Source organism: Catellatospora sp. NPDC049111 (assembly GCF_040648615.1).
In the GTDB taxonomy this organism is placed as follows: Bacteria; Actinomycetota; Actinomycetes; order Mycobacteriales; family Micromonosporaceae; genus Catellatospora; species Catellatospora aurea.
On record NZ_JBEZEB010000001.1, the window covers coordinates 528,441 to 552,392 of the forward strand.

Below are 23,952 nucleotides of genomic sequence, written 5' to 3' on the forward strand. Positions count from 1 at the left end.
CGCGGCGATCACCTGTGGCCCACGGGCCACGGTGATCGCCGCGATCGTCGTTCCCGGGGCTACTTCAGGTGGCTCGTGAGGTCGTCGAGGATTTTGTTGGCGGCGGTGACGCCGATGCCGGTCATCCAGGTCTCGTCGGCGACGATCTGGGTCTTGCCGGCCTTCACCGCGCCGAGGGTCGCCCAGAGGGGGCCGGCGGTGATTTTGGACTGCTCGGTGGCGGACTTCTCGCCGTAGGCGGCGATGAAGATGAAGTCGCCGTCTACCTCGGTGAGGCGTTCGGCGCTGACCTTGTCGAAGCGCTTGTCGTCCTTGGCGGCGAGGAGCTGGCGCTCGGGGCGGCCGAGGCCGGTGTCGCCGAGGACGATGCCGGAGAATGATTCGGGGCCGTAGATGCGGATGTGGTCGGGCATGAAGCGGACCAGGGAGATCTTCAGGGTGGCGGCGTTGGGGATGGCTGCGCCGACCTCCTTGGCGCGCTTCTCGTACGCCGCCAGCAGGTCCTTGGCCTGCTGCTGCTTGCCGAGGGCCAAGCCGTCGAGCAGGAAGTTGGCCTTCCAGGTCTTGCCCACGTTCTCGGTGAAGACCGTGGGGGCGATCTTCGAGAGTTCGGCGTAGAACTTCTCCTGGCGGAACTTGGAGCCGAGGATCAGGTCGGGCTTGAGCGCGGCGATGCCTTCGAGGTCGGGCTCGTCGAGCACGCCGACCTCGGTGATGCCATCGGTCGCGCCAGGGCCGAAGTACGTCGGCCAGCCGGTCAGCTCGCCGGCGCGGGCCGCGCCGAGGGGCTTGACGCCCAGCGTGAGCGCGGTGTCGACCTTGTCGGTGTCGAGTACGACGACGCGCTTGGGTGCGGCCGGGACCTTCGTGGTGCCCATCGCGTGGGTGACCTCGACGGTGGCCGCGCCGTCGCCGGCGTCCTCCTTCGCCGTGCCGCAGCCCGCCAGCGCGAGCCCGGCGGCAACCGCCGCCACGAGAACAAGACGCCTCTTCACAGCGCCACTTCCTTCCTGGATCTCTGTGCTCTCCGCCGCTCGTTCCACGGCGAAGTCGTCCCGGCTCACGCCGAGATCACGACGATCTTGCGCGGACTGTTGGCGAGATGTCCGCTTGGCGCGTGTCGTACCCGCAGTCCACGCAAGATCGTCGGGTTGGGTCAGGGGTTGGGGATCACCAGTGGGGTGGCGGTGACCGGGCAGGGGACGACGGTGCAGTCGAGGGAGAAGACGTCGGTGATCAGGGCAGTCGTGATGACCTTGGCGGGCGGGCCGGAAGCGACGATGCGGCCGGACTTCATGGCGATCACGTGGTCGGCGTAGCGGGCGGCCTGGTTCAGCTCGTGCAGGACCGCTACGACGGTGCGGCCGCCCTGTTGGAGGCGGCGCATCAGGCGGAGCACCTCGACCTGGTGGGCGACGTCGAGGAAGGTGGTCGGCTCGTCGAGCAGCAGCGCCTCGGTCTGCTGGGCCAATGCCATGGCGATCCAGACGCGCTGACGCTGGCCGCCCGACAGCGCCTCGACGGGGCGGTCGGCCAGGTCGGCGATGTCGGCGTCGGCCAGGGCCGCCCTGACGACCTCCTGGTCGGCCGGGGACCACTGCTGCCACCAGCGCTGATGCGGCTGGCGGCCGCGGGCGACCAGGTCGGCGACGGTGACGCCCTCGGGCACCAGCGGCGACTGCGGCAGCACGCCGAGGCGCTGCGCGACCCGGCGCGGCGGGAGTTCGTGCAGCATTTCGCCGTCGAGCAGCACACTGCCGCCGCGCGGCTTGAGCAGGCGGCCGAGGGTCCTCAGCAGCGTCGACTTGCCGCACGCGTTCGGCCCGATGATGACGGTGAGCTGACCGCTCGGGATGTCGACGGAGAGCCCGTCGATGACGGTCCGTTCGTCGTAGCCGACGACGAGATCCTGTCCGGCGAGCCTCAGCGGAGCCTCCCGGTGGACGGGCCCGGCGACGTCGGCCGAGGGCAGGGCGGACTTCATCGACGCCTCCTGATGAGCAGGTAGACCAGGTAGGGGCCGCCGATGCCGGCGGTGAGCACGCCGACGGGCAGTTGGGTCGGGGAGAGCAGCATCCGAGCCGCAAGATCGGCCGCGACCACCAGCGCCGCACCGGCCAGCGCGGACGCGGCCAGCGGCGGGCGTTCGGCCCGGGACAGCCGCCGGGCGACCTGCGGCGCGACCAGCGCGACGAAGTCCACCGCGCCGACCTGCGCGGTCGCCGCCGCGGCCAGCACCACGCCCAGCGCCCCGACCGCGACCCGGCGGGCGGCCGGGCGGGTCCCGAGGGCGCGGGCGGTGTCGTCGTCCAGGGCGCTGGTCCGTAGTGCCCAGGCGGCCCACAGCAGCAGGGGCAGGGCGATCAGCAGCACCAGGCCGATCGCGCCGGCCTCCTCGTAGCCGCGGCCGTTGAGCGAGCCGATGAGCCAGATCTGGGCGCGCAGCGCGTCGATGGTCTCCGCCGACGACATCACCACCTCGATGCCGGCCCGCAGCGCGAACGCGACCGCGACTCCGGCCAGCACGAACCGGTTGGCCGCGAACCCGGTGCGCGCGCCGAAGGCGAACACCACGACCGCGGCGAGCAGGCCGCCCGCCATGGCGCTGGGGGCGATCAGCTCGTACGCCATGCCGGAGGTCAGCGCGATGGTCGCCGCGAGCCCTGCGCCCTGGGTCACGCCGATGACGTCCGGGCTGGACAGGGGGTTGCGGGCCACGGACTGGATCAGCGCGCCGCCCAGCCCGAACGCGGCCCCGCAGGCGGCCCCGAGCACCACGCGCGGCCAGCGCAGCTCGCGTACGACGAGGTCGTAGTCGGTGCCGCCGGTGAGCAGGGAGCGGACCACGTCCGCCGGTGGCACGGTCATCGTGCCGAGGCTGACCGCGGCGATCATCGCGGCCACCAGCGCCACGCCGAGCCCCAGCGTGACCAGCAGGGTGCGGCGCGGCAGCACGAAGCTCGCCGGCCCGACGGAGACGATCACGGGACCACCACCCGGGTCCGACGCGACGACACGAAGCTCACGGCACCGACCGAGGCGATCACGCGGTCACCACCCGAGCCCGGCGAACCAGCCAGAGCAGCACCGGCGCGCCGACCAGCGCGGTGACCACGCCGGCGGGGACCTCGCCGGGCGGCGTGATGATCCGGCCCAGCACGTCCGCGAACAGCACCAGGGCCGCGCCGAGCAGCGCCGACAGCGGCAGCACCCAGCGGTGTGCGGTGCCGACCAGGGCGCGGGCCAGGTGCGGCACGGCGAGGCCGACGAACGCGATCGGACCGGCCAGCGCGACGGCCGCGCCGGTCAGCACGATCGCGGCGACGGCGGCGGCGAGGCGTACCCGCTGGATGCGGTGGCCCAGGCCGCGGGCGACGTCGTCGCCCAGCGCCAGCGCGTCCAGGCCGCGCGCCGCGACCGCGGCGAGCACCAGCCCGGCCAGCAGGAACGGCACGACCTGCGCGGCCATGGCGGGGGTGCGCCCGGCGATCGAGCCGACGACCCAGAAGCGGTACTGCTCGAAGGTGGCCGCGTCGATGCTGAGGACGCCGTAGATGAGCGCGCCGAGCCCGGCGTCGATCGCCGCACCGGACAGCGCGAGGCTCACCGGCCCGGACCCGTCCCGGGTGCGGGCGGCGACGATGAACACCAGCGCCCCGGCGACCGCGGCCCCGGCCAACCCGAACCAGATCCAGGTGGCGAGGCTCGCCGCACCGGCGAACGCGATCGCGAAAACGACGCCGGTCGCCGCGCCCGCGGAGATGCCCAGGACCCGGGCCTCGGCGAGCGGGTTGCGGGTCAGCGCCTGCATGATCACGCCGGCCAGCGCCAGCGCCGCGCCCACCTCAAGCCCGACGAGGGTACGCGGCACCCGCAGCTCACGGACGATCAGCGCGGCCTCGGTCGGCGCCGGACGCAGCAGCGCGTCGAGCGCCTCGGCCAGGGGGACGTGCCGACTGCCGACGGTCAGGCTCGCCGCGACCGCGGCCAGCAGCACGAGCACGCCGAGCGCGACGACACCGCCGCGCCTCACCGCACCGTGCACCACGAGCCTCCCCGGCCGCCGCTTTGTAGGGGTTCAGCCAACGGAAACGGAGCTTAGGTAAGGCAGGCCTTAATTGTCGAGGTAGCGTGAGCTACGCCCCATCTCCCATGAACTTCGGCAGGGCCGCGACGATCGGCGCGTCAGCGGGCAGCCACGGCACGGTGTGCAGCTCGTGCGCGGCCAGCCACCGGAATTCGGCGTGCTCGATCAGCTGCGGCACGCCCTGGACCAGCCGCGCCGTGTAGACCTTGAGCACCGCGCGGCCGTGGCCGAGCATCACGTCCTGGCCGACCCGCTCGCCGACCTCGACGGTCACGCCCAGCTCCTCCTCGCACTCGCGGACGAGCGCGTCGTGCTCCGTTTCACCGGGCTCCACCTTTCCGCCAGGAAACTCCCACCGTCCGGCCACCTCGGCCGGTTCGGAACGCTCACAGGCCAGCACGCGCCCGTCAGCGATGATGGCTGCACCGACGATGATTCGGATCTCGGAGGAGAAGTTAGGCACGGCGGACAGCGTGCCAGACAAACCGGCTTTGTGGTGGACGCGGTGTCACCAAGCGAGTCCGCGCTGCACACACCGTCCCGTGAAGTGCAGGAAGTCGGTTTTGTTCGCGTGGACACGCGCCCCGATAGAGGGCAGGATAGGTCTCACCGAAGTGTCGGTGCGGACAAGATTCGGCCACAAGCCGATATCGCCGCGTGGGAGGTATCGGAGGTGCGGATGGGTGCGGTCTGGAAACGGGGCCGACGACGCGACTACATCAGCGACGCACTTTCCCAACTCACCGGCTGGGTCCACGAAGGCGACTGCCTCAAGCGCACCCTTCCCCTCGACGACACCGAACATGCCGTGCTGACCGAGCACATCTCGGTCGCCGCGGACACCTTCGGGGTACGACCCCACATCCGCCGCCTCGACGGCCGCACCCAGATCCAGCTCTGCGCCGGTGACAACGGTGCGCTCACCTCCGCCGAGATCGGCATGGCAGCCCGCGTCGAGGCCGCCTACCAGTCCCTGAACCAGTAGTCCCCCCGCGCCCCCTCGAAGGGGGCTAGGCTCCCGGCCCATGCCCTCCGGCGCGGATCTCTTCGAACTGATCTTCATGGGGCCAGGCCTGGTCTGCATCGCCTTCCTCGTGTTCTGCCTCCTCCTCGGCCTGCTGAGGCGTCACCTTCCACGCCGCCGGCAGGCGTGGCGAATCGCCCGCGCCGAAAAGCTCATCATGAGCGGGCACACCGAGGACGGGCTGGCGCTACTCCTCCGCCAAGGCGCCTGGCCGCGCCGACACCGCCGACCGACCCCGGATGCGGCGCTCGCCGACCTGCTCGGATACCACTCCGGCCAGGCGCTCGCCGCAGGACGCCTCGATGCCGCCCTCACCGCCGCGACCGCGTCCGCCGACCTCATCGCCCGGCTCCGGCCGAACAGCCTGCGACATGCGACGTCCCTGTACGCGCTGGGGCGTCTGCTGGCCAGGCTCGGCCGCGACGAGTCCGCACTCGCGCACCTGGAACAGTCCGTCGCCATCGGCGACGCCGCCGACCCCGACGGCGAAGCCCTCGTCAGCCGCGCCCTGTTCGCCGCCGGCACCAGCCTGGCGTTGCACCGAGGCGACCGGACCCCGGAGGCGCTCACGATGGCCACGCACGCGGCCCAGCTGGCTTCGAGCGCCCCTCCGAAGCCGGCAGATCTGCGGGAGATGGCCCAGGGCTGGGCAAACGTGGCACTCGCCCTGGCCCAGACCGACAGCGGCCTCGACGGCTGCCCCGCCGCTGCCACCGCGCTGGAGGAGTTCCGGCGGCTGGACCGGACCAAGGCCGTCGAGGGCGGCGAAGGGCTCGCGCTGGCCTGCTACGCCGCGGCGTACGCCGGGCACCGGGCGGGCGACGACCAGGCGCTGACCGCGGCTCGGGAGGCCGTGCAGCGGTTCTCGGAGCTCGACCGGCCAGGAGACGCCCTGGCAGCCCGCCGGCTGGCCGACGCCAGGCGGCTGCTCGTCCAGATCACGTCCTCACCGGCCGACGCCCACTCGGAGGAGATTCGATGAACCTGGTCATCCGGCCCGCCAGGCCCGCCGACGAGAGCCGCTGGCGGGAGCTGTGGGACGCGTACACCCGCTTCTACGAGCGTGAGCCCGACGAGGCCGTCACCGGGCACCTGTGGGCGCGTGTCCTGGACGACGGCGTGCCCGTGCACGCCGTCGTCGCGGAGTCCGACGGGACCGTCATCGGGATCGCGAACTACCTGCTGCACGAGAACACGTCCGCGCTCACCCCCTCCTGCTACCTGCAGGACCTGTACGTCGACCCGGCAGCCCGCGCCCAGGGGTGCGGCGCGGCGCTGATCGACTGGCTGTGGGCCGAGACCCGGGCGCACGGCTGGGCGACCCTGTACTGGCAGACCAAGGAGAACAATTACCGGGCGCGGGCGCTCTACGACCGGTACACCCCGCACAGCGGCTTCCTGCGCTACGTCCTACGCAACGAACAGCACTGACACGAGCCGAGTCCGTGCGGGGCTGCTACCACGCTGCTCGGTGAGAGAGCCGTGGTTCTGGCGGCGCGGAAGCCCGAGCGGAACCCGGTCGCTCATCCGTCGTGTGCGCGCTGCTTCCCTCGCTGAGTCAGCAGCACTCCCAGCAGGACCAGGACCGTGCCGCCCACCATCGCGACGGTCAGCGCCTCGCTGAGGAAGACAGACCCGAGGACGATCGCCACCACCGGCAGCAGGTAGGTGACCACCGACGCGGCCGTGGCACCCTCGTCGGCGATGAGTCGATAGTTGAGCACGTACGCCATGCCGGTGCCCAGTGCGCCCAGGATCGCGACGCTGACCACGGCGTCGGCTCGCCACGTGATCGCCTGGCTCCCGAAGAACGGCAACGCCAGCGCCAGCAGGACGGTGGCGGCGCCCAGTTGTCCGGCCGACAGCATCAGGGGTGCGATGCCCCGGCCGGCCAGGAATCGGCCCATGTACACGTAGCTCACCCCGTAACAGGCCGAGGCGCCGAGGCAGGCGAGGCCCCCTGGGCTCGCGATCTCACCGGCGGTCTCCCAGGGCGAGAAGATCAGAACCGTGCCGAGGAACCCGAGCGCGATGCCCGCGGCCCGCATGGCCGTCACCGCGCGATCCGTGCCCGCGAGATAGGCCACGACGACGGTCCACAGTGGGGTGGTCGCGTTGAGCACCCCCGCCACGTTCGAGTCGACGGTCTGCTCGCCGATGCCGAACAGCACGTACGGCACCGCGTTCGCGATCAGTGCGGCGACGAACAGATGGCCCCAGATAGCGAGCCCACGGGGCATGGGAAGCCGCCGGAGGAGCACGATCGGCGCGAGCACGGCGAACCCGAGCAGCAACCGCAGGAAGACCAGTTGGACCGGGCTGAAGCCCCGGAGCGCCAACTTGATCCAGAGGAAGCTCGACCCCCACAGCAGGGCCAGCAGCGCAAGCCGACCGACATTTGCCCTGCTCAACGATCAGTCCTCAACCGGCATGAGGTAGTCCAGACCAGTGAGATCCGCCCGCATGACGAACCTCGTGACCTCGAACGCCTTCAGATTCTGATCGAAGCTGGTGTGCAGCACGACCAGCACTGGCACACCGGGCGGCATCAGCAGCCCTGACGCCTCCTCTGGCGTGGGCATCCGCGAACTGATCTCTTCCCGGCTGCGGGTGACGGCACGCCCGAGTTCCTCGAACCGGGCATAGATGCTGCCGCGGCCGAGGGTCTTCTCCGTGGCGAGCGGCGAGTCTCGCGCCACAGCCACCGGGATGTAGGTGACGCCGACCTGCACCGGTTCCCCGTCCGCGAAGTACCAGTTCTCGCGACGGACGACCGTGTCCCGCGCCGGGTCCAGGTCCAGGCGCTCGGCGACATCGGCCGGCGGGGCGACCTGTGTGACCGACCGGCATTCGGTGCCGGGCACACGGCCCTGCTTCATGACCTCGATCCGGAACGGCGAAAGACCGCTCTCGTCGCGTACCCGCTTGGAGTAGCGATCGGAGCCCAGCCTCATCAACGGCTTGCGGTCGCGAACGAAGACGCCTTTGCCGTGCTGTGCCATGGCGAGGCCCTCGGTCTGCAGGATCGACAGCGCCTCCCGCGCCGTGTTGCGCGCGGTCTGGTAGGTGGCGGCCAGTTCCCGTTCCGAGGGCAGGCGGTCGCCGGCGGCGAACTCGCCGCTCTCGATCTTCTCGCGCAGCGTGTCCGCGATACGCCTGCTTGGCGGTCTTCGGTCCGCGTTCTGCTCTGCCATGTCATCCGCCCAGTCGTCGTTCACTCACGCACGCTACCGCAACTGGCTTGAGCCACCTCTTGACGACGGGCTCACCTGCCAGTGTTGGGTGTGTGGCTACACGATCCTGCTGCCGACGTACTCGTTGATAAGGCCATACATCCGGCACCCGATCGTCTGACCAGACTCCTGGCCCCATCTCCCATGGACACGGCCAGACCGGAGGGGCCGGGCACGGCGGATTCCGCGCCATCTCGCGCAGTGCTCGATCTCTCCATCTGGTCAGGACATCCAGACGAGGACTGCTTCGCGATCAGCGGCGGCCGCGCAGAAGAGCGCCGCCACGTCGGCGTAGGCGTCCTCCAGGTATGACAGCGCCCAGTCCTCCGCCCAGATGTCCGGGTAGACCTCGGCCGCGATCAGCTCGGCCTGCTGGTACTGCGCGGCGACCGACGAGAACGGCGTGACCTCGAAGAACCGGGCGGCCTCGGCCACCTCGGCGGCGGTGAGCAGTCGCGGTGAGTCGTAACCCCACTCGTCGTCGGTCATCTGCTCGCCGCCCGCGATGACGTCGACCGGCGGGCGCAGCTTCGCCAACAGGAACCGCAGTCCTTCCCAGGCCTTGTCGGTGTCCGTGCCGCGTGCCGCCCCGCCATGGTCCTCACCGCCATCGCGCAGGTCCGCGACGTACGAGTAGGCCGCATTCGGTTCCTCGGCCAGGAGCCGCCGCAGTTCGGTCAACTCGTTCGGACGCAGGCGCAGGTATTCGGTAATCATGCTCATGGCCCGACATCCTGCACGGCGGGCACGACGGAATACAGCCGCTCACCCGGCCTTCGCCTAACCGCTGCAGCGCGCCGCGACGGGGCAATCCGCGGCGTCGGGTTGTGCCAAGCTGACGCGATGATCGACGAGTCCGAAGGCGTACGGAACAGCAGGAAGTCGCTGATCTGGTTCTGCGTCACGTGGTGCATGGCGCTGGTGTTGACGGTCCTGTCGGTCCGTGCCCTCGGGCAAACCCCTTACACGGTGCTGCAGGAATACGGCAGTGTGATCTCACTGGTCCTGCTGTGCGCCGCCGGGGCGCTAACCGTCGTCGGCACACGTCTGCTGAGATTCAGATCGCGGTGGGTGCGGACCACGGTGGTGGCGCTTCCCACGCTGGTCGGTGTGGTCGGACTGTGCGCCTGGGGAGCGAATGTCTACATGGGGTCGATGTTCCGCCCCGGACCTTCGGAGACCCTCGCCGTCTCACCCGACGGGAGGTTCGAGGTCGTGGGCCGCAGGGAAGGCTTCCTCACGACATTCCAGGTGCTGCGGCTGCGTTCGCGGGAAGGCCTGCTGAGCCGCGGGTCCCCCGAGATCGCCTGCTTCGGCAACGGCACCATGGACAGCCCCGAGGTGCTGCTCGATCGTCTCGCCTTCACCGAGCCCACTCAGGTCAGTCTGTGGTCCGACGACGGAGGCGTCGGCGTGGTCGACTTCGACCCCGAGACGTTGCAGCCCGCACACCCCTACGATCGCTGCGCGGTGGATACGTCCGATGATCCGGTTCCCGGTTCACCAGACGTGTCGAACGAGTGATCAGCTCGGACAGGCGCTCAGTTTGGCCGCGTGACCGTGGCGGCTTCAGACGTCGAAGCGAACTCCACGGCGTCACGTAGGCGGGCGAGCGTTGTCCTGCCCTCGCAGTCACCGACGAAGTGACCAGCTCGGAGGCGGCGGTGGTTGGACACGCGCTGGTCCATGCCGATCGCGGATGTAGGTGCGGTAATCCACGAAGTGGCGGCGCCGACCGAGGAAATGGGGGTAGTGCTCGAAGTGCCACCGGCATTCCTCGATGAACTCCGTGTGGTCGTCGAGGCCGAGACGCCGGCAGACACCGGCGAACTCGTCCAAGCCGTCCAACATCTCCGCGCACTGCGCCGATGTCGCGCCATCGGCACCCCACAGCACCCCGCTCGGGAGCTCATGGAGCGCATAGGCGATCCAATCACGGTCGCGGGCATAGCGTGCCCGGTCCGCTGTCTCCTGGCTGGTTCCCACAAGGCATTGTGGCCCGCTCACTCCGCCGAGAAAGCGGATTGAGTCAGGCCTGCGTCGGACCCGGACTAGACGTTGAAGCGGAACTCCACCACGTCGCCGTCGGACATGACGTACTCCTTGCCCTCCATGCGGACCTTGCCGGCCGCCTTCGCCGCCGCCATGGAGCCGGCCGCCATCAGGTCGTCGTACGCCACGATCTCGGCCTTGATGAAGCCGCGCTGAAAGTCGGTGTGGATGACCCCGGCGGCCTCGGGGGCGGTCGCGCCGACCGGGATGGTCCAGGCGCGCGCCTCCTTCGGGCCCGCCGTGAGGTAGGTCTGCAGGCCGAGCGTGCCGAACCCGACCCGGATCAGCTGGTTGAGACCCGGCTCGGACTGCCCGATGGACTCCAGCATCTCGGCCGCGTCCTCCGGCGACAGGTCGATCAGCTCGGACTCGATCTTCGCGTCCATGAACACGGCCTCGGCCGGAGCGACCAGGGCCCGCAGCTCGTCGAGGAACTCGTTGTTGTGCAGCTCGGCCTCGTCGACGTTGAAGACGTACAGGAACGGCTTCGCGGTCATCAGGTGCAGCTCGCGCAGCTCGGCGAGGTCGATGCCGGCCTTGGCCGCACCGGCGAACAGCGTCGTGCCGCCGTCCAGCACGGCGTGGGCCGCCTTCGCGGCGGCGACGATGCCGGCCCGGTCCTTGCGGACCCGGAGCTCCTTCTCCAGCCGCGGCAGCGCCTTCTCGATCGTCTGCAGGTCGGCGAGCATCAGCTCGGTGTTGATGGTCTCGATGTCGTCGGCGGGCGAGACCTTGCCGTCGACGTGCACCACGTTCGGGTCGCTGAAGGCCCGCACGACCTGGCAGATGGCGTCGCAGTCGCGGATGTTGGCGAGGAACGCGTTGCCCTTGCCCTGCCCCTTCGAGGCACCCTTGACCAGGCCCGCGATGTCGGTGAAGCTCACCGGCGCGGGCAGGATGCGCTGCGAGTCGTAGAGCTCGGCGAGCTTGTCCAGCCGCTGGTCGGGCAGCCCGACGACGCCGACGTTCGGCTCGATCGTGGCGAACGGGTAGTTCGCCGCGAGCACGTTGTTGCGGGTCAGCGCGTTGAACAGGGTGCTCTTGCCGACGTTGGGCAGACCGACGATACCGATGCTGAGGCTCACGACAGCAAATCTTACTTACCCGGCGGCTCGCTCTGCCCGTGCCCGTCCCGCGCAGTGACCGCAGTCGCCCGCACCGCCCGACCACCCACCCACCAGCCCGCCGACCAACCGGACATACGACCCAGTTCACCCGGCCGCCCGCGCGTTGATCCGTTTTTGTGGACGCCGGCGGCCCCTATGGGGGCGTCCAGCGTCCACAAAAACAGATCTTCATGCGGGTCGCGTGCGGCATCGCGCTCCGGGTGGGTGAGCGAGCCGAGGTGAGGTCCGATTTCCGCTAGCAGGTGAGGCGGGGTGGCGGGCAGGGTGGAGAGCGTGGAGAGCTATTACCGGGCGGTGAGCAGTCGGGACGGGCGGTTTGACGGCCGGTTCTGGTTCGGCGTGACGTCGACGGGGATCTACTGCCGGCCGTCCTGCCCGGCGCGGACGCCCAAGTCGGAGAACGTGCGCTACTTCCCGAGCGCGGCGGCGGCGGCGCGGAACGGATTCCGGGCCTGCCGGCGGTGTGCGCCTGACGCGGTGCCGGGGTCGCCGCAGTGGGACAACCGGGCCGATGTGACGGCGCGGGCCGTGCGGTTGATCGGGGACGGGGTGGTGGACCGGGGCGGGGTGCCGGAGCTGGCGTCGCGGCTGGGGTACACCGAGCGGCACCTGAACCGGCTGCTCAGCGAGGAGCTGGGGGCGGGACCGCTGGCGCTGGCCCGGACCCAGCGGGCGCAGACCGCCAAGACGCTGATCACGAAGACCGGGCTCGGGCTGTCGGAGATCGCGTTCGCGGCCGGGTTCGGCAGCATCCGGCAGTTCAACGACACCTTCCGGGAGGTGTACGGCTGCGCGCCCTCGACGCTGCGGCGCGAGGGCGCTCCGGTCGACGGGGTGGTGTCGCTGCGGCTGAGCTACCGGGCACCGCTGCACGTCGAGGCGCTGTTCGGCTTCCTCGGCGCACGCACGATCACCGGCGTGGACAGCTACGCCGACGGGCGCTACACCCGCTCGCTGCGCCTGCCGCACGGGCCGGCGACGGTCACCCTGTGGCCCGCGAGCGCCGAACCGGCCGGCGTCGACGCACGGCGCGGCGACGGGGCGGGGTTCATCGAGGCCGAGTTGCGGCTGTCGGACATGCGGGACCTGACGCCCGCGGTGGCGCGGTGCCGCCGGCTGCTCGACCTGGACGCCGACCCGGCGGCCGTGGACGCGGTGCTGGCCGCCGATCCCGCGCTGGCCGCGGTGGTCGCCGCCGAGCCGGGGGTACGGCTGCCGCGCAGCGTGGACGGGTTCGAGATGGCGGTGCGGGCCGTGGTCGGGCAGCAGATCAGCGTGGCGGGCGCGCGTACCGTGCTGGCCCGGCTCCTCCCACCCGCCGACCGGGACCCGGCGGACGGACCCGGCCTGCCGACCGGGTTGTTCCCCACGCCCGAGCAGTTGCTGGCGCTGCCCGACGAGGCGTTCTCGATGCCCGCGTCGCGGCGGCGCACGCTGCGCGCGGTCGCCGAGGCGGTGCGCGACGGGCTGCGCCTGGACGCGGGCAGCGACCGGGCGGCGACCAGGGAAGCGCTGCTGGCGCTGCCCGGGGTCGGCCCGTGGACCGCCGACTACATCGCGCTGCGCGCGCTGGGCGACCCGGACGTCCTGCTCACCACCGACCTGGGCACCCGCCGCGGCGCGCAGGCGCTCGGCCTGCCCGACGACCCCGCCGACCTCGCCCGGCACGCCGAACGCTGGCGACCGTGGCGCTCGTACGCACAGATCAGACTCTGGAGAGCAGCATGATCACGATTGACACTCCGGTCGGCCCGTTCACGATGACGGGCGACGGAACGGCCGTCACGGCGGCCGTCTTCGGCGACACCCTGCCCGAGGGGTGGGCGACGCCCGGCGAGGTGCCGCCCGGGGCGGTCGAGGCGGTGCACGCCTACTTCGGCGGCGACCTGGCCGCGCTGGACGGCATCGCGGTGAACCAGCACGGAACCGCGTACCTGGAGCAGTGCTGGGACACGCTGCGCACGCTGGACGAGCCGGTGTCGTACCGCCGACTTGCCGAGCTGACCGGCCGCCCGGCGGCGGTCCGCGCGGCGGCGCAGGGCTGCGCCCGCAACCAGGTCGCGCTGATCGTGCCGTGCCACCGGGTGCTGCGCGCCGACGGCACGCCCGGCGGCTACCGCTGGGGCGTGGACGTCAAGCAATGGCTGCTCAAGCACGAGGCCGCGAGCCGCTGAGACGGGGCTCACGCGAGCTCATGTATTTCCTACTAGCCCGATAGGAGTTATCGAGTTACGCTGTCCAGGTAATTGCTGAGTCGCTCGTGGAGGGTCCCGTGCCGCGAACGTTCCGATGTCGCCGGGCATTCGCACACCTGCCCACCCGACCCGCAACGACCAGGAGTTCCGAGATGACAGTCCTGCTCACCGAGCCCGCGTACACCGACGTGGCGGTGCCGATCGTCCACCGTTCCGCCGACATCCCGGCGGACGGCGACGAACCGCTCACGGTCACGCTGACCCTCAAGCTGACCGGCCCCGACGCGGCGACCGCCGCGACCCGCCTGGTGCACGCGCTGGCCGACGCGGAACCGCTGCGCGACACGGTCTGGGACGGTGAGCTCGCCGCGCCCGAGCCGCCCCCGCTGCCCAGCCCCGAGAACCCGGTGCTGATCGACACGACGAGCCGCACCGTCACGGTGCACGGCGAGCCGGTGCGGTTCACCCGCCGCGAGTTCGAGCTGCTGTTCTTCCTGGTACGCCACACCGGCGCGGCGTTCACCCGGTTGCAGCTGATGCGGGCGGTCTGGGGTCATGAGTTCAGCGGCGAGCGCACCGTGGACGTGCACGTGCGCCGGTTGCGCGCCAAGCTCGGCGAGCACGGCGCGGGGCTGGCCACGGTGCACGGCTTCGGCTACCGGCTGGAGCCGGGCCGGGGCATCGGGCTGCGGCGCACCGCCTGATCCCAGCAGGCCGCAGTAGGGTCTGTCGCCATGGCAGACGAGCAGAAGAACAACGGCGCTCCCACCCCGGACGCTGAGCCCGCCGACGACCTCAGCGTCACCCACCACGAGGTCGCCGGGCTCCGCTACACCGCCACCGCGGGCCGGCTCGTGGTGCGCGCCGAGTCGCACACCGACGACGCGTTCGACGGGCACCAGGCCAAGGCCGAGATGTTCGTGGTCGCGTACACGCTGGACGGCGCCGACCCGGCCACCAGGCCGGTGACGTTCGCCTTCAACGGCGGCCCCGGGTCGTCCAGCGTGTGGCTGCACCTGGGCCTGCTCGGGCCGCGCAGGGTGCTGATGGGCGACGCGGGCGCGCTGACCGCCCCGCCGTACGGGCTGGCCGACAACGCCGAGACCCTGCTGCGCCACTCCGACCTCGTCTTCATCGACCCCGTGTCGACCGGTTACTCGCGGGCGGTCAAGGGCGGCAAGAGCAAGGAGCACCACGGGTTCAGCGGCGACGTGGACAGCGTCGGCGAGCTGATCCGGCTGTGGACGTCCCGGCACGGGCGCTGGGGCTCCCCGAAATACCTGTGCGGCGAGTCGTACGGCACGCTGCGCGCCGCGGCGCTGGCCCACCACCTGCAGGACCGGCACGGCATGTGGCTCAACGGGCTGATGCTGGTGTCCAGCGTGCTCAACATCGGCACGCTGGAGTTCCACCCGCACCACGACGGGGCGTACCCGCTGTTCCTGCCGACGTACGCGGCGATCGCGCACTACCACGGGCTGCACGGCGACCGGCCGCTGCGCGAGGTGCTGGCCGAAGCGGAGGAGTTCGCCGACCGGAGCTACCCGTGGGCGCTGGCGCGCGGGGCGCGGCTGTCGGAGGCCGAGCGCACGGCGGCGGTAGGCACGGTGGCCCGGCTGACCGGACTGGACCCGGACTACGTGGACCGGGTCGACCTGCGGCCCGAGCACGTGCGCTTCTTCACCGAGCTGCTGCGTTCGCGCCGGCGCACGGTGGGCCGGCTGGACGGGCGCTTCCTGGGCTGGGACGCCGACTACGGGCGCGAGCACTGGTCCAGCGACCCGTCCCTGGACGCGATCATGGGGCCGTACACCGCGGCGATCAACCAGTACCTGCGGTCCGACCTGGGATACCGCAACGACCTGCCGTACAAGACGCTCACCGGCGACGTGCAGCCCTGGTCGTTCAAGGAGTTCGAGGGGCAGCACGTCAACGTCGCCGACAAGCTCGCCGCCGCGATGCGCGCCAACCCGCACCTGCGCGTGCAGGTGGCCTGCGGCTACCACGACGGCGCGACGCCCTACTACGCCTCCGAGCACACCTTCGCGCACCTGGAGATCCCCGCCGAGCTGCGCGGCAACATCGAGTTCAAGTACTACGAGGCCGGCCACATGATGTACGTGCACGAGCCGAGCCGCCTGGCCCAGGCGCGGCACCTGGCGGAGTTCGTCACGGCCTGACCGCACGCCTCCGACCCGGCGACAGAGCTGCCCGAACACGAGCTGTCGCCGGGTCGGCCCGGATGGCGCAACTCCCGGTGGCCGAACAAAACTCACTCCTGGTCTGCCGCGGGCGGGCGATCGCATCTAGGCTCTGTGCGCCGTGCCTAATGAGGAGCCGTTCGTGTCGTCGTCAGATTTCCGCGAGTTCCAGCAGATCTGGCAGCCCCGGATCGCCGCCGAGATCTACGCGTTCACCGGCGACCGCGCTGCCGCGGGTGAGATCGCCCAGGAGGTCTTCAGCCTGGCGGGCAGCCGCTGGACCAGGCTGGAACGGCAGGAGGACCCGGTCCGCTGGTCCCGTCAGGAGGCCTGGCAGCGCGTCGACGAGCGGTGGCTCGGCACGTCCCGGCCTGATGGCGACGAGTCCGCTCCCGCGATGGTCGCCGCACTCGCCGAGCTTCCCCCGTCCACCCGGCGGACCGTGGTGCTGCTGCTGGCCGAGGTGCCCTCACACGAGTACGTCGCGCTCGGCGCGACCGCGATCCCCGCCGCGCAGTGGGACGAGGCGCTGGAATACCTGGCCACCGCACTTCCCGGCCACGACCCGGCCACCCTGTTCGCGCAGCTGTGCACCGGCTGGGAGATCACGGTGCCGCGTGCGCGGTTGGACGCCGAGCCGCCGAAGCGGGCGCGCTCGCACTCCCTCGCCCCGACGCGCCGCTCACGCCGCTCACGCCGTAAGGGCTCCCTGGTGGCCCTCGGGGCGGTGGCCCTGCTGGTGGCGGGCGTCGTCGGCGTGACGAAATGGGCCGCGGAACCGGCCGGCGGCAGCGCCGCGCCGGAGGTCTCCGCGAGCGCCACCCCGGAGCTCGCCTGGCCCGAACCGTCCGCGACGGAGGAACCGCTGCCGACGCCGAGCGGCACGACCGCCCCGCCGAGTGCCCAGCCCAGTGCCTCCCCGGGCAGGCCGACCCCCAGCCCGACCCGGCCGGGCACCTCGCCGCGTCCGGGCAACCCGCCCGCCGCCAGCCCGACCAGGTCCCCCACCCCCTCACCCTCGCCGCCATGCCAGGTCTCGGTCGACGTCACCGCCACCGACAGCGGCGGCACCGTCGAGTTCGCCGCCGTGGCGGTCGACGGCAAGCTGGAGTTCTGCGGTACGCAGCGGGCCGTCTGGTGGGCCAGCTACGCCCTGGTGGACGGCGTGCTGCAGCTGGCGCACTCGGGCACGCGCAACCTGAACGAGGGCGCGCCGACCTGGTCGGCCTCGATCACGTTCACCGACTGCGGCGGTGCCTGGTACTACGGCCGCAACGCGGTCAGCTTCCCCGAGACCATCGCCGTGGCAGACCAGGGCAGCGCCTTCAGCGGCAACAAGCTGGGCGGCGGGGACAGCCCCTGCGCCTGACGCCCCGACGTGCGCAGGGGCGCCTTCTCATCGCTTCGCGATGGAGAAGGCGCCCCTGCTTCGTACGGGTCAGGAGGCGGCGGCGGCCTTCATGTCGCGCTTGAGCTCCTGGGGCAGGGAGAAGGTGAGGCGCTCCTGGACGGTGACGACCTCTTCCACATCGGCGAAGCCCAGTTCGGCCAGGCGGGCCAGCACCTCGGTGACCAGCTCCTCGGGGACGCTCGCGCCGGAGGACAGGCCGACCGTGGTCGCGCCGTCCAGCCAGGCGGGGTCGATCTCGTGGGCGAAGTCGATCAGGTGGCCCTGGCGCGCGCCGGCGTTCACGGCGACCTCGACCATGCGGACCGAGTTCGACGAGTTGCGCGAGCCGACCACCAGGATCACGTCGCACTCGGGGGCGATCTGCTTCATCACCTGCTGGCGGTTCTGCGTCGCGTAGCAGATGTCGTCGCTGGGCGGCGACTGCAGCAGCGGCAGCTTCTCCTTGAGCTTGGCCACGGTCTCCATGGTCTCGTCGACGCTGAGCGTGGTCTGCGACAGCCAGACGACCTTGCTCGGGTCGCGCACGGTCACCGCGTCCACGCCCTCGGGGCCGTCGACGAGCTGGATGTGCTCGGGAGCCTCGCCGGAGGTGCCGATGACCTCCTCGTGGCCCTCGTGGCCGATGAGCAGGATGTCGTAGTCCTCCGCGGCGAACCGCTTGGCCTCGTGGTGGACCTTGGTCACCAGCGGGCAGGTGGCGTCGATCGCCTTCAGATTGCGCTCACGCGCCTGGTCGTGCACCACCGGGGCGACGCCGTGCGCCGAGAAGATCACGGTGGAGCCCTCGGGGACCTCCTCGTTCTCCTCGACGAAGATGGCGCCCTTGGCCTGCAGGGTCGTCACGACGTGCTTGTTGTGCACGATCTCCTTGCGCACGTAGATGGGGGCGCCGTAGAGCTTCAGCGCCTCCTCCACGGTCTGCACGGCGCGGTCCACGCCGGCACAGTAACCACGGGGCTTGGCCAGCAGGACACGCTTGCGAGGAGTCTCGATCACCCGACCATCGTACCGTCGGCCTATGGTGAGCCCTGTGACGGAGCAGAGCTCGGCGGAGCAGCCGTGGCCCGTAAGAGTGGTCAGCCAGAAGATCAGCGCCTGGATCGGGCGACTCGGCTGGATCTGGGTTGACGGGCAGGTGGCACAGCTCTCCCGGCGTCCCGGGTCGGCCACGGTTTTCCTCACCCTGCGCGACCCGTCGGCCGACCTGAGTCTGACCGTCACCGCCAGCCGCGACGTGCTCGACAGCGGCGCACCGCAGCTCAGCGAGGGTGCGCGGGTGGTCGTGCATGCGAAACCCGAGTGGTTCGCCCAGCGCGGCACGCTGAGCCTGCGCGCCGACGAGATCCGGCAGGTCGGCGTGGGCGAGCTGCTGGCCCGCCTGGAGCAGCTGAAGAAGCTGCTGCAGGCCGAGGGCCTGTTCGACCCGCGGCGCAAGCGGCGGCTGCCGTTCCTGCCCCGCCGGATCGGCCTGATCACGGCGCGGGCCAGCGCGGCCGAGCGCGACGTGCTCACCAACGCGCGCCGCCGCTGGCCGGCCGTGGACTTCCGAGTGGTCAACGTCACCGTGCAGGGGCCGACCGCGGTCCCGTCGATCATCGGCGCGCTGCAGTCGCTGGACGGCGACGAGAGCGTGGACGTGATCATCATGGCCCGCGGTGGCGGTGCGGTCGAGGACCTGCTGCCGTTCAGCGACGAGGCGCTGTGCCGGGCGGTGTTCGCGTGCCGTACGCCGGTTATCTCCGCGATCGGGCACGAACCGGACACTCCGCTGGTGGACTGGGTGGCCGACGTACGCGCGTCGACGCCGACGGACGCCGCCAAACGGGTGGTCCCCGATCTGGGTGACGAGATTCGCCTGATCGAGCAGGCCCGGGGCCGGGTCAACCGGGCGATGCGGCACCGGGTCGAGCGCGAGCAGCAGCGCCTCGACAGCCTGCGCAGCAGGCCGGCGCTGGCGAAGCCGTACCAGATGATCGAGACTCGGGCGACCGACGTCGCGGCCCTGCGCGACCGCGCGGCGCGGGCCCTCACCCACCGGGTGCACCGGGCCGAGGGCGACCTCACGCACACCCTGGCCCGCCTCCGGGCGCTGTCCCCCGCCGCCACTCTGACCAGGGGATACGCCATCGTCCAGCGCGCCGACGGCCACGTGGTCCGCGCGGCGAGCGAGGTGTCGACCGGCGACGCGCTGCGGATCCGCCTCGCCGAGGGCGAGCTGACCACCACCGTGACCACGACCAGCGAGGAGAAGGCATGAGCGAGCGAAGTGAGCTCATCATGGGCCTCGGCAATGCCGCCGACGAGCGTAGCGAGGAGAAGGCATGAGCAAGCGCAGCGAGGCGCCGGCCGAGGAGAAACTGTCGTACGAGCAGGCGCGCGGCGAGCTGGCCGAGGTGGTGCAGAAGCTGGAGTCGGGCGGCGGCACCCTGGAGGAGTCCCTCGCCCTCTGGGAGCGCGGCGAGCACCTCGCCGCCGTCTGCCAGCGCTGGCTCGACGGCGCGAAGGCCAAACTCGACGCGGCCTCCTCCTGACCCCCGGGCCGCAGCAGCCCTTGATCATCGGACTTGTCTGGCACCTGTGCGTATCTTGACCTCGCTTTCGCCCGGTTGCCTGGCAAGTCGAGTGACCTTGGTGCGTGGCCGCACCGGCTTGCCGGCCGAAGGGTGCGTGATCGCACGGCACGCCGGTAGGCACCGTGTGGGCGGACCGCATGGATCGCGGGCGATGCGGGGCCCGCTCGGGCGGCGAACGGCCCGGGCTAGCCGCGCGCGGCTATGCGGACGGCGACCAGGGTTAGGGCGGCGCCGGTCAGGGTGAGCAGGTCGGGGCGGCCGGCGGGGCCGGGCAGGACGGCGTCGATGGCGAGTGCGCCGAGGACCTGGCCGGCGATCATGCCCAGGCCGAGCAGCAGCACGCCGATGCGGTGCACCACGGCCGCCGAGATGGCGATGAAGACGATGCCGAGCGGGCCGCCGACGTAGAGCCAGGGTTCGGTGGGGAATGCTCCGGGCGGGCCACCGCCGCGTAGCGCCGACTCGACGGCGAGCGCGACCGACAGGGCGACCGTGCCGACCGCGAAGTTCAGCAGGGTCGCGGGCCACGGCGAGGTCGCGGCCAGCGCGACCCGCCCGTTCACGCCCTGCTGCCAGGCGACGCCGATGCCGGCCAGCAGCGGCAGGGCCGCGAAGCCGAGCGAGCGCGGGTCGCCGAAGCTGTCGCCGACCGCGATGACGACCGCGACCACGCACAGCAGCGCGCCGAGCGCCCGGTTGCGGGTGATCGGCCTCGGGCCGCCGGGGCCGACGCCGAGCCGGTCCATGGCCAGGCTGGACGCGGACTGCCCGGCGACCAGAGCCACGATGAAGATCGATACGCCGAGCCAGGGCACGGTCAGGCCCTGGGTGGTGACCAGGAACGCGCCGCAGGCCCCGCCGATGCACTGCCACCAGCGCAGCTGCCCGGAGCGCAGCGCGTGCAGGATGCGGCCGGTGTTGCGGCGCATCCACGGCAGGACCAGCAGCATGACGGCCAGGCCGACGCCGAACGAGACGGTCGCCGCGGCGATGCCGTCGCCGAGCTGGTGGCCGAGTTCGCCGTTGATACGTGACTGCAGGGCCAGGCAGCCGCCGCCGAGCACGGCCAGGGCCACGAAGGCGGCCCGGTCGGAGCCGACGCTCACGACCGGGCCGTTGCGGTTCGGATCACGCGAAGTCGACCACGGAGTAGCCGGCGAGCTTCTCCAGGCGGTGGTACGAGTCGATGACGCGGATGGTGCCGGACTTCGAGCGCATGACGATCGACTGGGTGTACGCGCCGTTGTCCCGGTAGCGCACGCCGCGCAGCAGGTCGCCGGAGGTGACGCCGGTGGCCACGAAGAACACGTTCTCGCCGGTGACCAGGTCGTCGGTGGTGAGCACCCGGTCGAGGTCGTGCCCGGCGGCGACGGCGCGCTCGCGCTCGGCGTCGTCCTGGGGCCACAGCCGGCCCTGCATCGCGCCGCCGAGGCACTTGAGCGCGCACGCGGCGGTGATGCCCTCGGGCGTGCCGCCGATGCCCATCAGCACGTCGACGTCGGACTGGTCGCGGGCGGCGTAGATGGCCCCGGCGATGTCGCCGTCGGAGATGAAGTTGATCCGGGCGCCCGCGTCACGTACCTCGCGGACCAGGTCGGCGTGGCGGGGCCGGTCGAGGATGCAGACGGTCAGGTCGGACACGCGCACCCGCTTGGCCTTGGCGATGCGGCGCAGGTTCTCGGTCCAGCCGGCGGTGATGTCGATGACGTCGGCCGCCTCGGGGCCGACGACCAGCTTCTCCATGTAGAAGACGGCGCTGGGGTCGAACATCGCGCCGCGCTCGGCGACGGCGAGCACGGCCAGCGCGTTCGGCATGCCCTTGCTCATCAGCGTGGTGCCGTCGATCGGGTCCACCGCGACGTCGACCTCGGGGCCGGTCCCGTCGCCGACCCGCTCGCCGTTGAACAGCATCGGGGCGTTGTCCTTCTCGCCCTCGCCGATGACGACGGTGCCGGTCATGGGCAGCGAGTTGATCAGCTTGCGCATGGCGTCGACGGCCGCGCCGTCGCCGCCCTCCTTGTCACCGCGGCCGACCCAGCGGCCCGCGGCCATGGCCGCCGCCTCGGTCACCCGGACGAGATCGAGTGCCAGGTTCCGGTCGAGATCCTGCGGAGTACGGGTCGCCATGCTGCTCCTCCTACGATCGGCTGAACTGATCCTGTCATGCCCCGACCTGAACGTACGTTCGGGATGTTGCATCGGGGTGACCTCGTGGCGGTGTGACCTGTGACATCGGTCAAGATGGTGGGGTGAGCAGCGTGGAGACCGAGCAGACCGAGCAGGCGGCCGTGCCCGCGTCGGGCAGCCGCACCCCGAAGGACATGGCCCTGTCGCTCGGCGTGCTGCTGGTCCCGCTGCTGCTGGTGGTCCTGGGCTACCGGCTGTTCTACGGCTGGGACACCGCCGTGACGGTGGACCCGGCCAACGCGATCGCGAGCGCCGAGCGGGCCTCGTTCGCCCCGCTGCCGCTGGCCGCGCCCGAGGGCTGGCAGACCGTCACCGCGAAATGGGAGCCGGGCGTGCTGCGCATCGGCTACCTCGACCCGGACAACCACGGGGCCCGGCTGGTGCAGTCCCGCGCCGCGCTGGACACGCTGGTCAAGGACGAGCTGGACGGCAAGGCCGTGGCCGACGGCGAGACCGTGGTCGGCGCGGTGACCTGGCAGCGCTTCCGCGGCCCGGACGAGCAGACCGCGCTGGCCCGAACCGCCGGCAACACCACCACGCTGCTGATCGGTGCGGAGAATGCCGATCTGACCGGGCTGGCCTCGGCGATCGCCCGCTGACGGACGTCCGTGCGCGCCCTCGGGCGGAACATCTCTGTCGGATTCTCCCCACCATTTCTGCCTCGCCGGGCGAGCCGGGACCAGACGATCCGGGGACCCCCTCCGCCGTACAGGCGGACGCCGCACGCAATTGTTAACGGCTACGGTGATACCCGCCCGCCGCGCCGTCGCGAGACGCACTCGTGCCGCGCGGGCCACGACCCCGCACGGGCCCGCTCTGCGCCGCGAAGCCACGAGGACATCACCATGACTGCTCACCCTTCCCCGGACCTTTCGCGTGCCCCTCGCCGGGCCCCGGCCGGCAGGCGGCCCAAGGCGGGCCGCGGCAACCGGGTCAACGCCGCGATCGCGGGCGGGCTCGCCGTGCTGGCGCTGGCCACCTGCGCCGCCGCGGCCCACCGGCCGACGCTGGACACCGCGCAGGCCACCGCCGTCGCCGCCGACCTGCGCGCGCTGTACGAGCGCATCCAGGGCAGTCCCGCCCAGCGCTCCGCCGCGCTGGTGATCGCCCACGTGGCCCGCGAGGAGCCGGTCCGCGAGTGCATGAAGTCGTCGGGTTTCCGGTACACGCTCGCCCCGTTCGCCGACCCGCTCGCGGACAGCCCGCGCCTGCTGCTGCCGACCGAGGTGTCCGCGGTCGTCGACCCCGGCGCCGCCGACGCGCTCAAGCTGGTCCCGCAGGCCGTGGCGGAGGAGCCCGAGGCGGCGGTGGAGCGGCCCAAGGACCCGTCGTACAAGCGGCTGTCCGCGGCCAAGCGCCGGCTCTACGACGACACCGCGCTGATGTGCGAGCCCCCGATCGAGGGGCAGACCGAGGTCAGCACCCCTGAGGTCAGCGGCGACCTGGACGCCGAGTTCCTCGACATGCTGCGCCGCATCGGCGCCGACGTCGAGGTGGCGTCGCGGATGGAGTTCTACTCCTCGTGCATGGCCAAGCTCGGCTACCCCGTGCACACGGTCGGCGAGCTGTACGCGGCGGTGAGCGCGAAGTTCCGCGACGACGAGGGCACGCCGCTGCGGCCCGAGTCCTCGCTGATGCCGCATGCGACGGCGTACCAGCAGGACGCGGTCAAGGCCGACACCACCTGCCGCACCCCGGCCTGGGCCGGCGCGATGAGCCTGGCGCAGGCCGAGCTGGCCGCGTTCACCGAGGACCACGCCGACCAGCTCGCCGAGCTGGACGCCGCGTGGACGGCCCTGGAAGCCCGTGCCGCGGAGGCCCGCGCGAAGCTGGCGTGACGGCCACGGGGCCACGAAGGTTGC

25 protein-coding genes are annotated in these 23,952 nt (G+C 71.6%); 13 read left to right on the top strand and 12 right to left on the bottom strand.

The genetic code is table 11. The annotated features are described in order from the left end of the window. Window positions 1–59 precede the first annotated feature (59 nt). The 5 genes from AB0B66_RS02325 to AB0B66_RS02345 form a co-directional block, all read right to left on the bottom strand. Window positions 60–995, bottom strand: a complete 936-nt coding sequence (locus tag AB0B66_RS02325; RefSeq protein WP_360521538.1) for an iron-siderophore ABC transporter substrate-binding protein — start codon at window positions 993–995, stop codon at window positions 60–62. Between the two features lie 161 nt (window positions 996–1,156). After that, window positions 1,157–1,984, bottom strand: coding sequence for an ABC transporter ATP-binding protein (locus AB0B66_RS02330; protein WP_360521541.1), 828 nt, complete (start codon window positions 1,982–1,984; stop codon window positions 1,157–1,159). After that, entirely contained in the window at window positions 1,981–2,985 is a 1,005-nt protein-coding gene (locus tag AB0B66_RS02335) for an iron ABC transporter permease (protein ID WP_360521544.1), read from the bottom strand. The genes AB0B66_RS02330 and AB0B66_RS02335 overlap by 4 nt, the downstream gene beginning before the upstream one ends. 58 nt (window positions 2,986–3,043) lie before the next feature. After that, window positions 3,044–4,045, bottom strand: a complete 1,002-nt coding sequence (locus AB0B66_RS02340; protein WP_360521547.1) for an iron ABC transporter permease — start codon at window positions 4,043–4,045, stop codon at window positions 3,044–3,046. Between the two features lie 91 nt (window positions 4,046–4,136). Next, window positions 4,137–4,550 (bottom strand): (deoxy)nucleoside triphosphate pyrophosphohydrolase, encoded by a 414-nt coding sequence (locus AB0B66_RS02345; protein ID WP_360521550.1) that lies wholly within the window; start codon window positions 4,548–4,550, stop codon window positions 4,137–4,139. Window positions 4,551–4,766: 216 nt separating this feature from the next. On the opposite strand from AB0B66_RS02345, the gene AB0B66_RS02350 reads away from it, so the two are divergent. The 3 genes from AB0B66_RS02350 to AB0B66_RS02360 are packed head-to-tail and all read left to right on the top strand — an operon-like array spanning window position 4,767 to window position 6,542. After that, entirely contained in the window at window positions 4,767–5,072 is a 306-nt protein-coding gene (locus tag AB0B66_RS02350) for a 4a-hydroxytetrahydrobiopterin dehydratase (RefSeq protein WP_360521553.1), read from the top strand. Window positions 5,073–5,112: 40 nt separating this feature from the next. Further along, a complete protein-coding gene (locus AB0B66_RS02355; protein ID WP_360521556.1) occupies window positions 5,113–6,093 on the top strand; it encodes a tetratricopeptide repeat protein in 981 nt (326 codons plus the stop codon). Continuing rightward, window positions 6,090–6,542 (top strand): GNAT family N-acetyltransferase, encoded by a 453-nt coding sequence (locus tag AB0B66_RS02360; protein WP_360521559.1) that lies wholly within the window; start codon window positions 6,090–6,092, stop codon window positions 6,540–6,542. Before AB0B66_RS02355 ends, AB0B66_RS02360 begins: the two co-directional genes overlap by 4 nt. Before the next feature lie 92 nt (window positions 6,543–6,634). On the opposite strand, the gene AB0B66_RS02365 is transcribed toward AB0B66_RS02360, so the two are convergent. From AB0B66_RS02365 to AB0B66_RS02375, 3 genes are all read right to left on the bottom strand, one after another. Beyond that, on the bottom strand, window positions 6,635–7,522 hold the full coding sequence (locus AB0B66_RS02365; protein ID WP_360521562.1) for a DMT family transporter: 888 nt from the start codon (window positions 7,520–7,522) through the stop codon (window positions 6,635–6,637). A 3-nt stretch (window positions 7,523–7,525) separates the two neighbouring features. Continuing rightward, window positions 7,526–8,329, bottom strand: coding sequence for a GntR family transcriptional regulator (locus tag AB0B66_RS02370; RefSeq protein WP_360521565.1), 804 nt, complete (start codon window positions 8,327–8,329; stop codon window positions 7,526–7,528). A 237-nt stretch (window positions 8,330–8,566) separates the two neighbouring features. After that, a complete protein-coding gene (locus tag AB0B66_RS02375) occupies window positions 8,567–9,067 on the bottom strand; it encodes a DUF1877 family protein (RefSeq protein ID WP_360521568.1) in 501 nt (166 codons plus the stop codon). Window positions 9,068–9,187: 120 nt separating this feature from the next. On the opposite strand from AB0B66_RS02375, the gene AB0B66_RS02380 reads away from it, so the two are divergent. Further along, entirely contained in the window at window positions 9,188–9,868 is a 681-nt protein-coding gene (locus AB0B66_RS02380; RefSeq protein ID WP_360521571.1) for a hypothetical protein, read from the top strand. A gap of 527 nt (window positions 9,869–10,395) precedes the next feature. On the opposite strand, the gene ychF is transcribed toward AB0B66_RS02380, so the two are convergent. Continuing rightward, window positions 10,396–11,481, bottom strand: a complete 1,086-nt coding sequence (ychF, locus tag AB0B66_RS02385) for a redox-regulated ATPase YchF (RefSeq protein ID WP_360521574.1) — start codon at window positions 11,479–11,481, stop codon at window positions 10,396–10,398. A 315-nt stretch (window positions 11,482–11,796) separates the two neighbouring features. Between ychF and AB0B66_RS02390 the strand changes: the two genes are divergently transcribed. The 5 genes from AB0B66_RS02390 to AB0B66_RS02410 all read left to right on the top strand — a co-directional run bounded on the left by AB0B66_RS02390 (window position 11,797) and on the right by AB0B66_RS02410 (window position 17,288). Beyond that, window positions 11,797–13,251, top strand: coding sequence for an AlkA N-terminal domain-containing protein (locus AB0B66_RS02390; RefSeq protein WP_360521577.1), 1,455 nt, complete (start codon window positions 11,797–11,799; stop codon window positions 13,249–13,251). After that, on the top strand, window positions 13,248–13,697 hold the full coding sequence (locus tag AB0B66_RS02395; RefSeq protein WP_360521580.1) for a methylated-DNA--[protein]-cysteine S-methyltransferase: 450 nt from the start codon (window positions 13,248–13,250) through the stop codon (window positions 13,695–13,697). The genes AB0B66_RS02390 and AB0B66_RS02395 overlap by 4 nt, the downstream gene beginning before the upstream one ends. A gap of 173 nt (window positions 13,698–13,870) precedes the next feature. Further along, window positions 13,871–14,422 carry a winged helix-turn-helix domain-containing protein gene (locus AB0B66_RS02400; RefSeq protein ID WP_360521583.1) on the top strand — a complete coding sequence of 184 codons (552 nt, stop codon included), beginning with the start codon at window positions 13,871–13,873 and terminating at the stop codon, window positions 14,420–14,422. Between the two features lie 30 nt (window positions 14,423–14,452). Then, entirely contained in the window at window positions 14,453–15,898 is a 1,446-nt protein-coding gene (locus tag AB0B66_RS02405) for a peptidase S10 (RefSeq protein ID WP_360521586.1), read from the top strand. A gap of 163 nt (window positions 15,899–16,061) precedes the next feature. After that, window positions 16,062–17,288, top strand: coding sequence for a hypothetical protein (locus AB0B66_RS02410; protein ID WP_360521589.1), 1,227 nt, complete (start codon window positions 16,062–16,064; stop codon window positions 17,286–17,288). Window positions 17,289–17,357: 69 nt separating this feature from the next. Here the strand turns inward: AB0B66_RS02410 and AB0B66_RS02415 are convergent, their stop codons facing one another. After that, window positions 17,358–18,323: a 4-hydroxy-3-methylbut-2-enyl diphosphate reductase gene (locus tag AB0B66_RS02415; protein WP_360521774.1), complete on the bottom strand. Its 966-nt coding sequence runs from the start codon at window positions 18,321–18,323 to the stop codon at window positions 17,358–17,360. A gap of 37 nt (window positions 18,324–18,360) precedes the next feature. Here AB0B66_RS02415 and xseA point away from each other — a divergent pair, with 37 nt between their 5' ends. Then, entirely contained in the window at window positions 18,361–19,587 is a 1,227-nt protein-coding gene (gene xseA / locus AB0B66_RS02420) for an exodeoxyribonuclease VII large subunit (protein WP_360521592.1), read from the top strand. A gap of 64 nt (window positions 19,588–19,651) precedes the next feature. Further along, complete coding sequence (locus AB0B66_RS02425) at window positions 19,652–19,861, top strand: exodeoxyribonuclease VII small subunit (protein ID WP_360521595.1); 210 nt, start codon at window positions 19,652–19,654, stop codon at window positions 19,859–19,861. 227 nt (window positions 19,862–20,088) lie between these two features. On the opposite strand, the gene AB0B66_RS02430 is transcribed toward AB0B66_RS02425, so the two are convergent. Next, the gene (locus AB0B66_RS02430) at window positions 20,089–21,009 is read right to left on the bottom strand and encodes a DMT family transporter (protein WP_360521598.1); all 921 of its coding nucleotides are present in this window, start codon (window positions 21,007–21,009) and stop codon (window positions 20,089–20,091) included. 22 nt (window positions 21,010–21,031) lie between these two features. Then, window positions 21,032–22,030, bottom strand: a complete 999-nt coding sequence (glpX, locus tag AB0B66_RS02435; RefSeq protein ID WP_360521601.1) for a class II fructose-bisphosphatase — start codon at window positions 22,028–22,030, stop codon at window positions 21,032–21,034. Window positions 22,031–22,152: 122 nt separating this feature from the next. Here glpX and AB0B66_RS02440 point away from each other — a divergent pair, with 122 nt between their 5' ends. Next, window positions 22,153–22,689: a DUF4245 family protein gene (locus AB0B66_RS02440; protein ID WP_360521604.1), complete on the top strand. Its 537-nt coding sequence runs from the start codon at window positions 22,153–22,155 to the stop codon at window positions 22,687–22,689. A gap of 246 nt (window positions 22,690–22,935) precedes the next feature. Continuing rightward, window positions 22,936–23,928 carry a hypothetical protein gene (locus tag AB0B66_RS02445; RefSeq protein WP_360521607.1) on the top strand — a complete coding sequence of 331 codons (993 nt, stop codon included), beginning with the start codon at window positions 22,936–22,938 and terminating at the stop codon, window positions 23,926–23,928. Window positions 23,929–23,952 lie beyond the last annotated feature (24 nt).

What these genes read in the sequence shown, in the direction of transcription:
- AB0B66_RS02330 (WP_360521541.1), bottom strand. Translation starts at nt 1,984, where the DNA reads ATGAAGTCCGCCCTGCCCTCGGCCGACGTCGCCGGGCCCGTCCACCGG.
- AB0B66_RS02350 (WP_360521553.1), top strand. Translation starts at nt 4,767, where the DNA reads ATGGGTGCGGTCTGGAAACGGGGCCGACGACGCGACTACATCAGCGAC.
- AB0B66_RS02355 (WP_360521556.1), top strand. Translation starts at nt 5,113, where the DNA reads ATGCCCTCCGGCGCGGATCTCTTCGAACTGATCTTCATGGGGCCAGGC.
- AB0B66_RS02360 (WP_360521559.1), top strand. Translation starts at nt 6,090, where the DNA reads ATGAACCTGGTCATCCGGCCCGCCAGGCCCGCCGACGAGAGCCGCTGG.
- AB0B66_RS02375 (WP_360521568.1), bottom strand. Translation starts at nt 9,067, where the DNA reads ATGAGCATGATTACCGAATACCTGCGCCTGCGTCCGAACGAGTTGACC.
- AB0B66_RS02380 (WP_360521571.1), top strand. Translation starts at nt 9,188, where the DNA reads ATGATCGACGAGTCCGAAGGCGTACGGAACAGCAGGAAGTCGCTGATC.
- AB0B66_RS02395 (WP_360521580.1), top strand. Translation starts at nt 13,248, where the DNA reads ATGATCACGATTGACACTCCGGTCGGCCCGTTCACGATGACGGGCGAC.
- AB0B66_RS02400 (WP_360521583.1), top strand. Translation starts at nt 13,871, where the DNA reads ATGACAGTCCTGCTCACCGAGCCCGCGTACACCGACGTGGCGGTGCCG.
- AB0B66_RS02405 (WP_360521586.1), top strand. Translation starts at nt 14,453, where the DNA reads ATGGCAGACGAGCAGAAGAACAACGGCGCTCCCACCCCGGACGCTGAG.
- AB0B66_RS02425 (WP_360521595.1), top strand. Translation starts at nt 19,652, where the DNA reads ATGAGCAAGCGCAGCGAGGCGCCGGCCGAGGAGAAACTGTCGTACGAG.
- glpX (WP_360521601.1), bottom strand. Translation starts at nt 22,030, where the DNA reads ATGGCGACCCGTACTCCGCAGGATCTCGACCGGAACCTGGCACTCGAT.
- AB0B66_RS02445 (WP_360521607.1), top strand. Translation starts at nt 22,936, where the DNA reads ATGACTGCTCACCCTTCCCCGGACCTTTCGCGTGCCCCTCGCCGGGCC.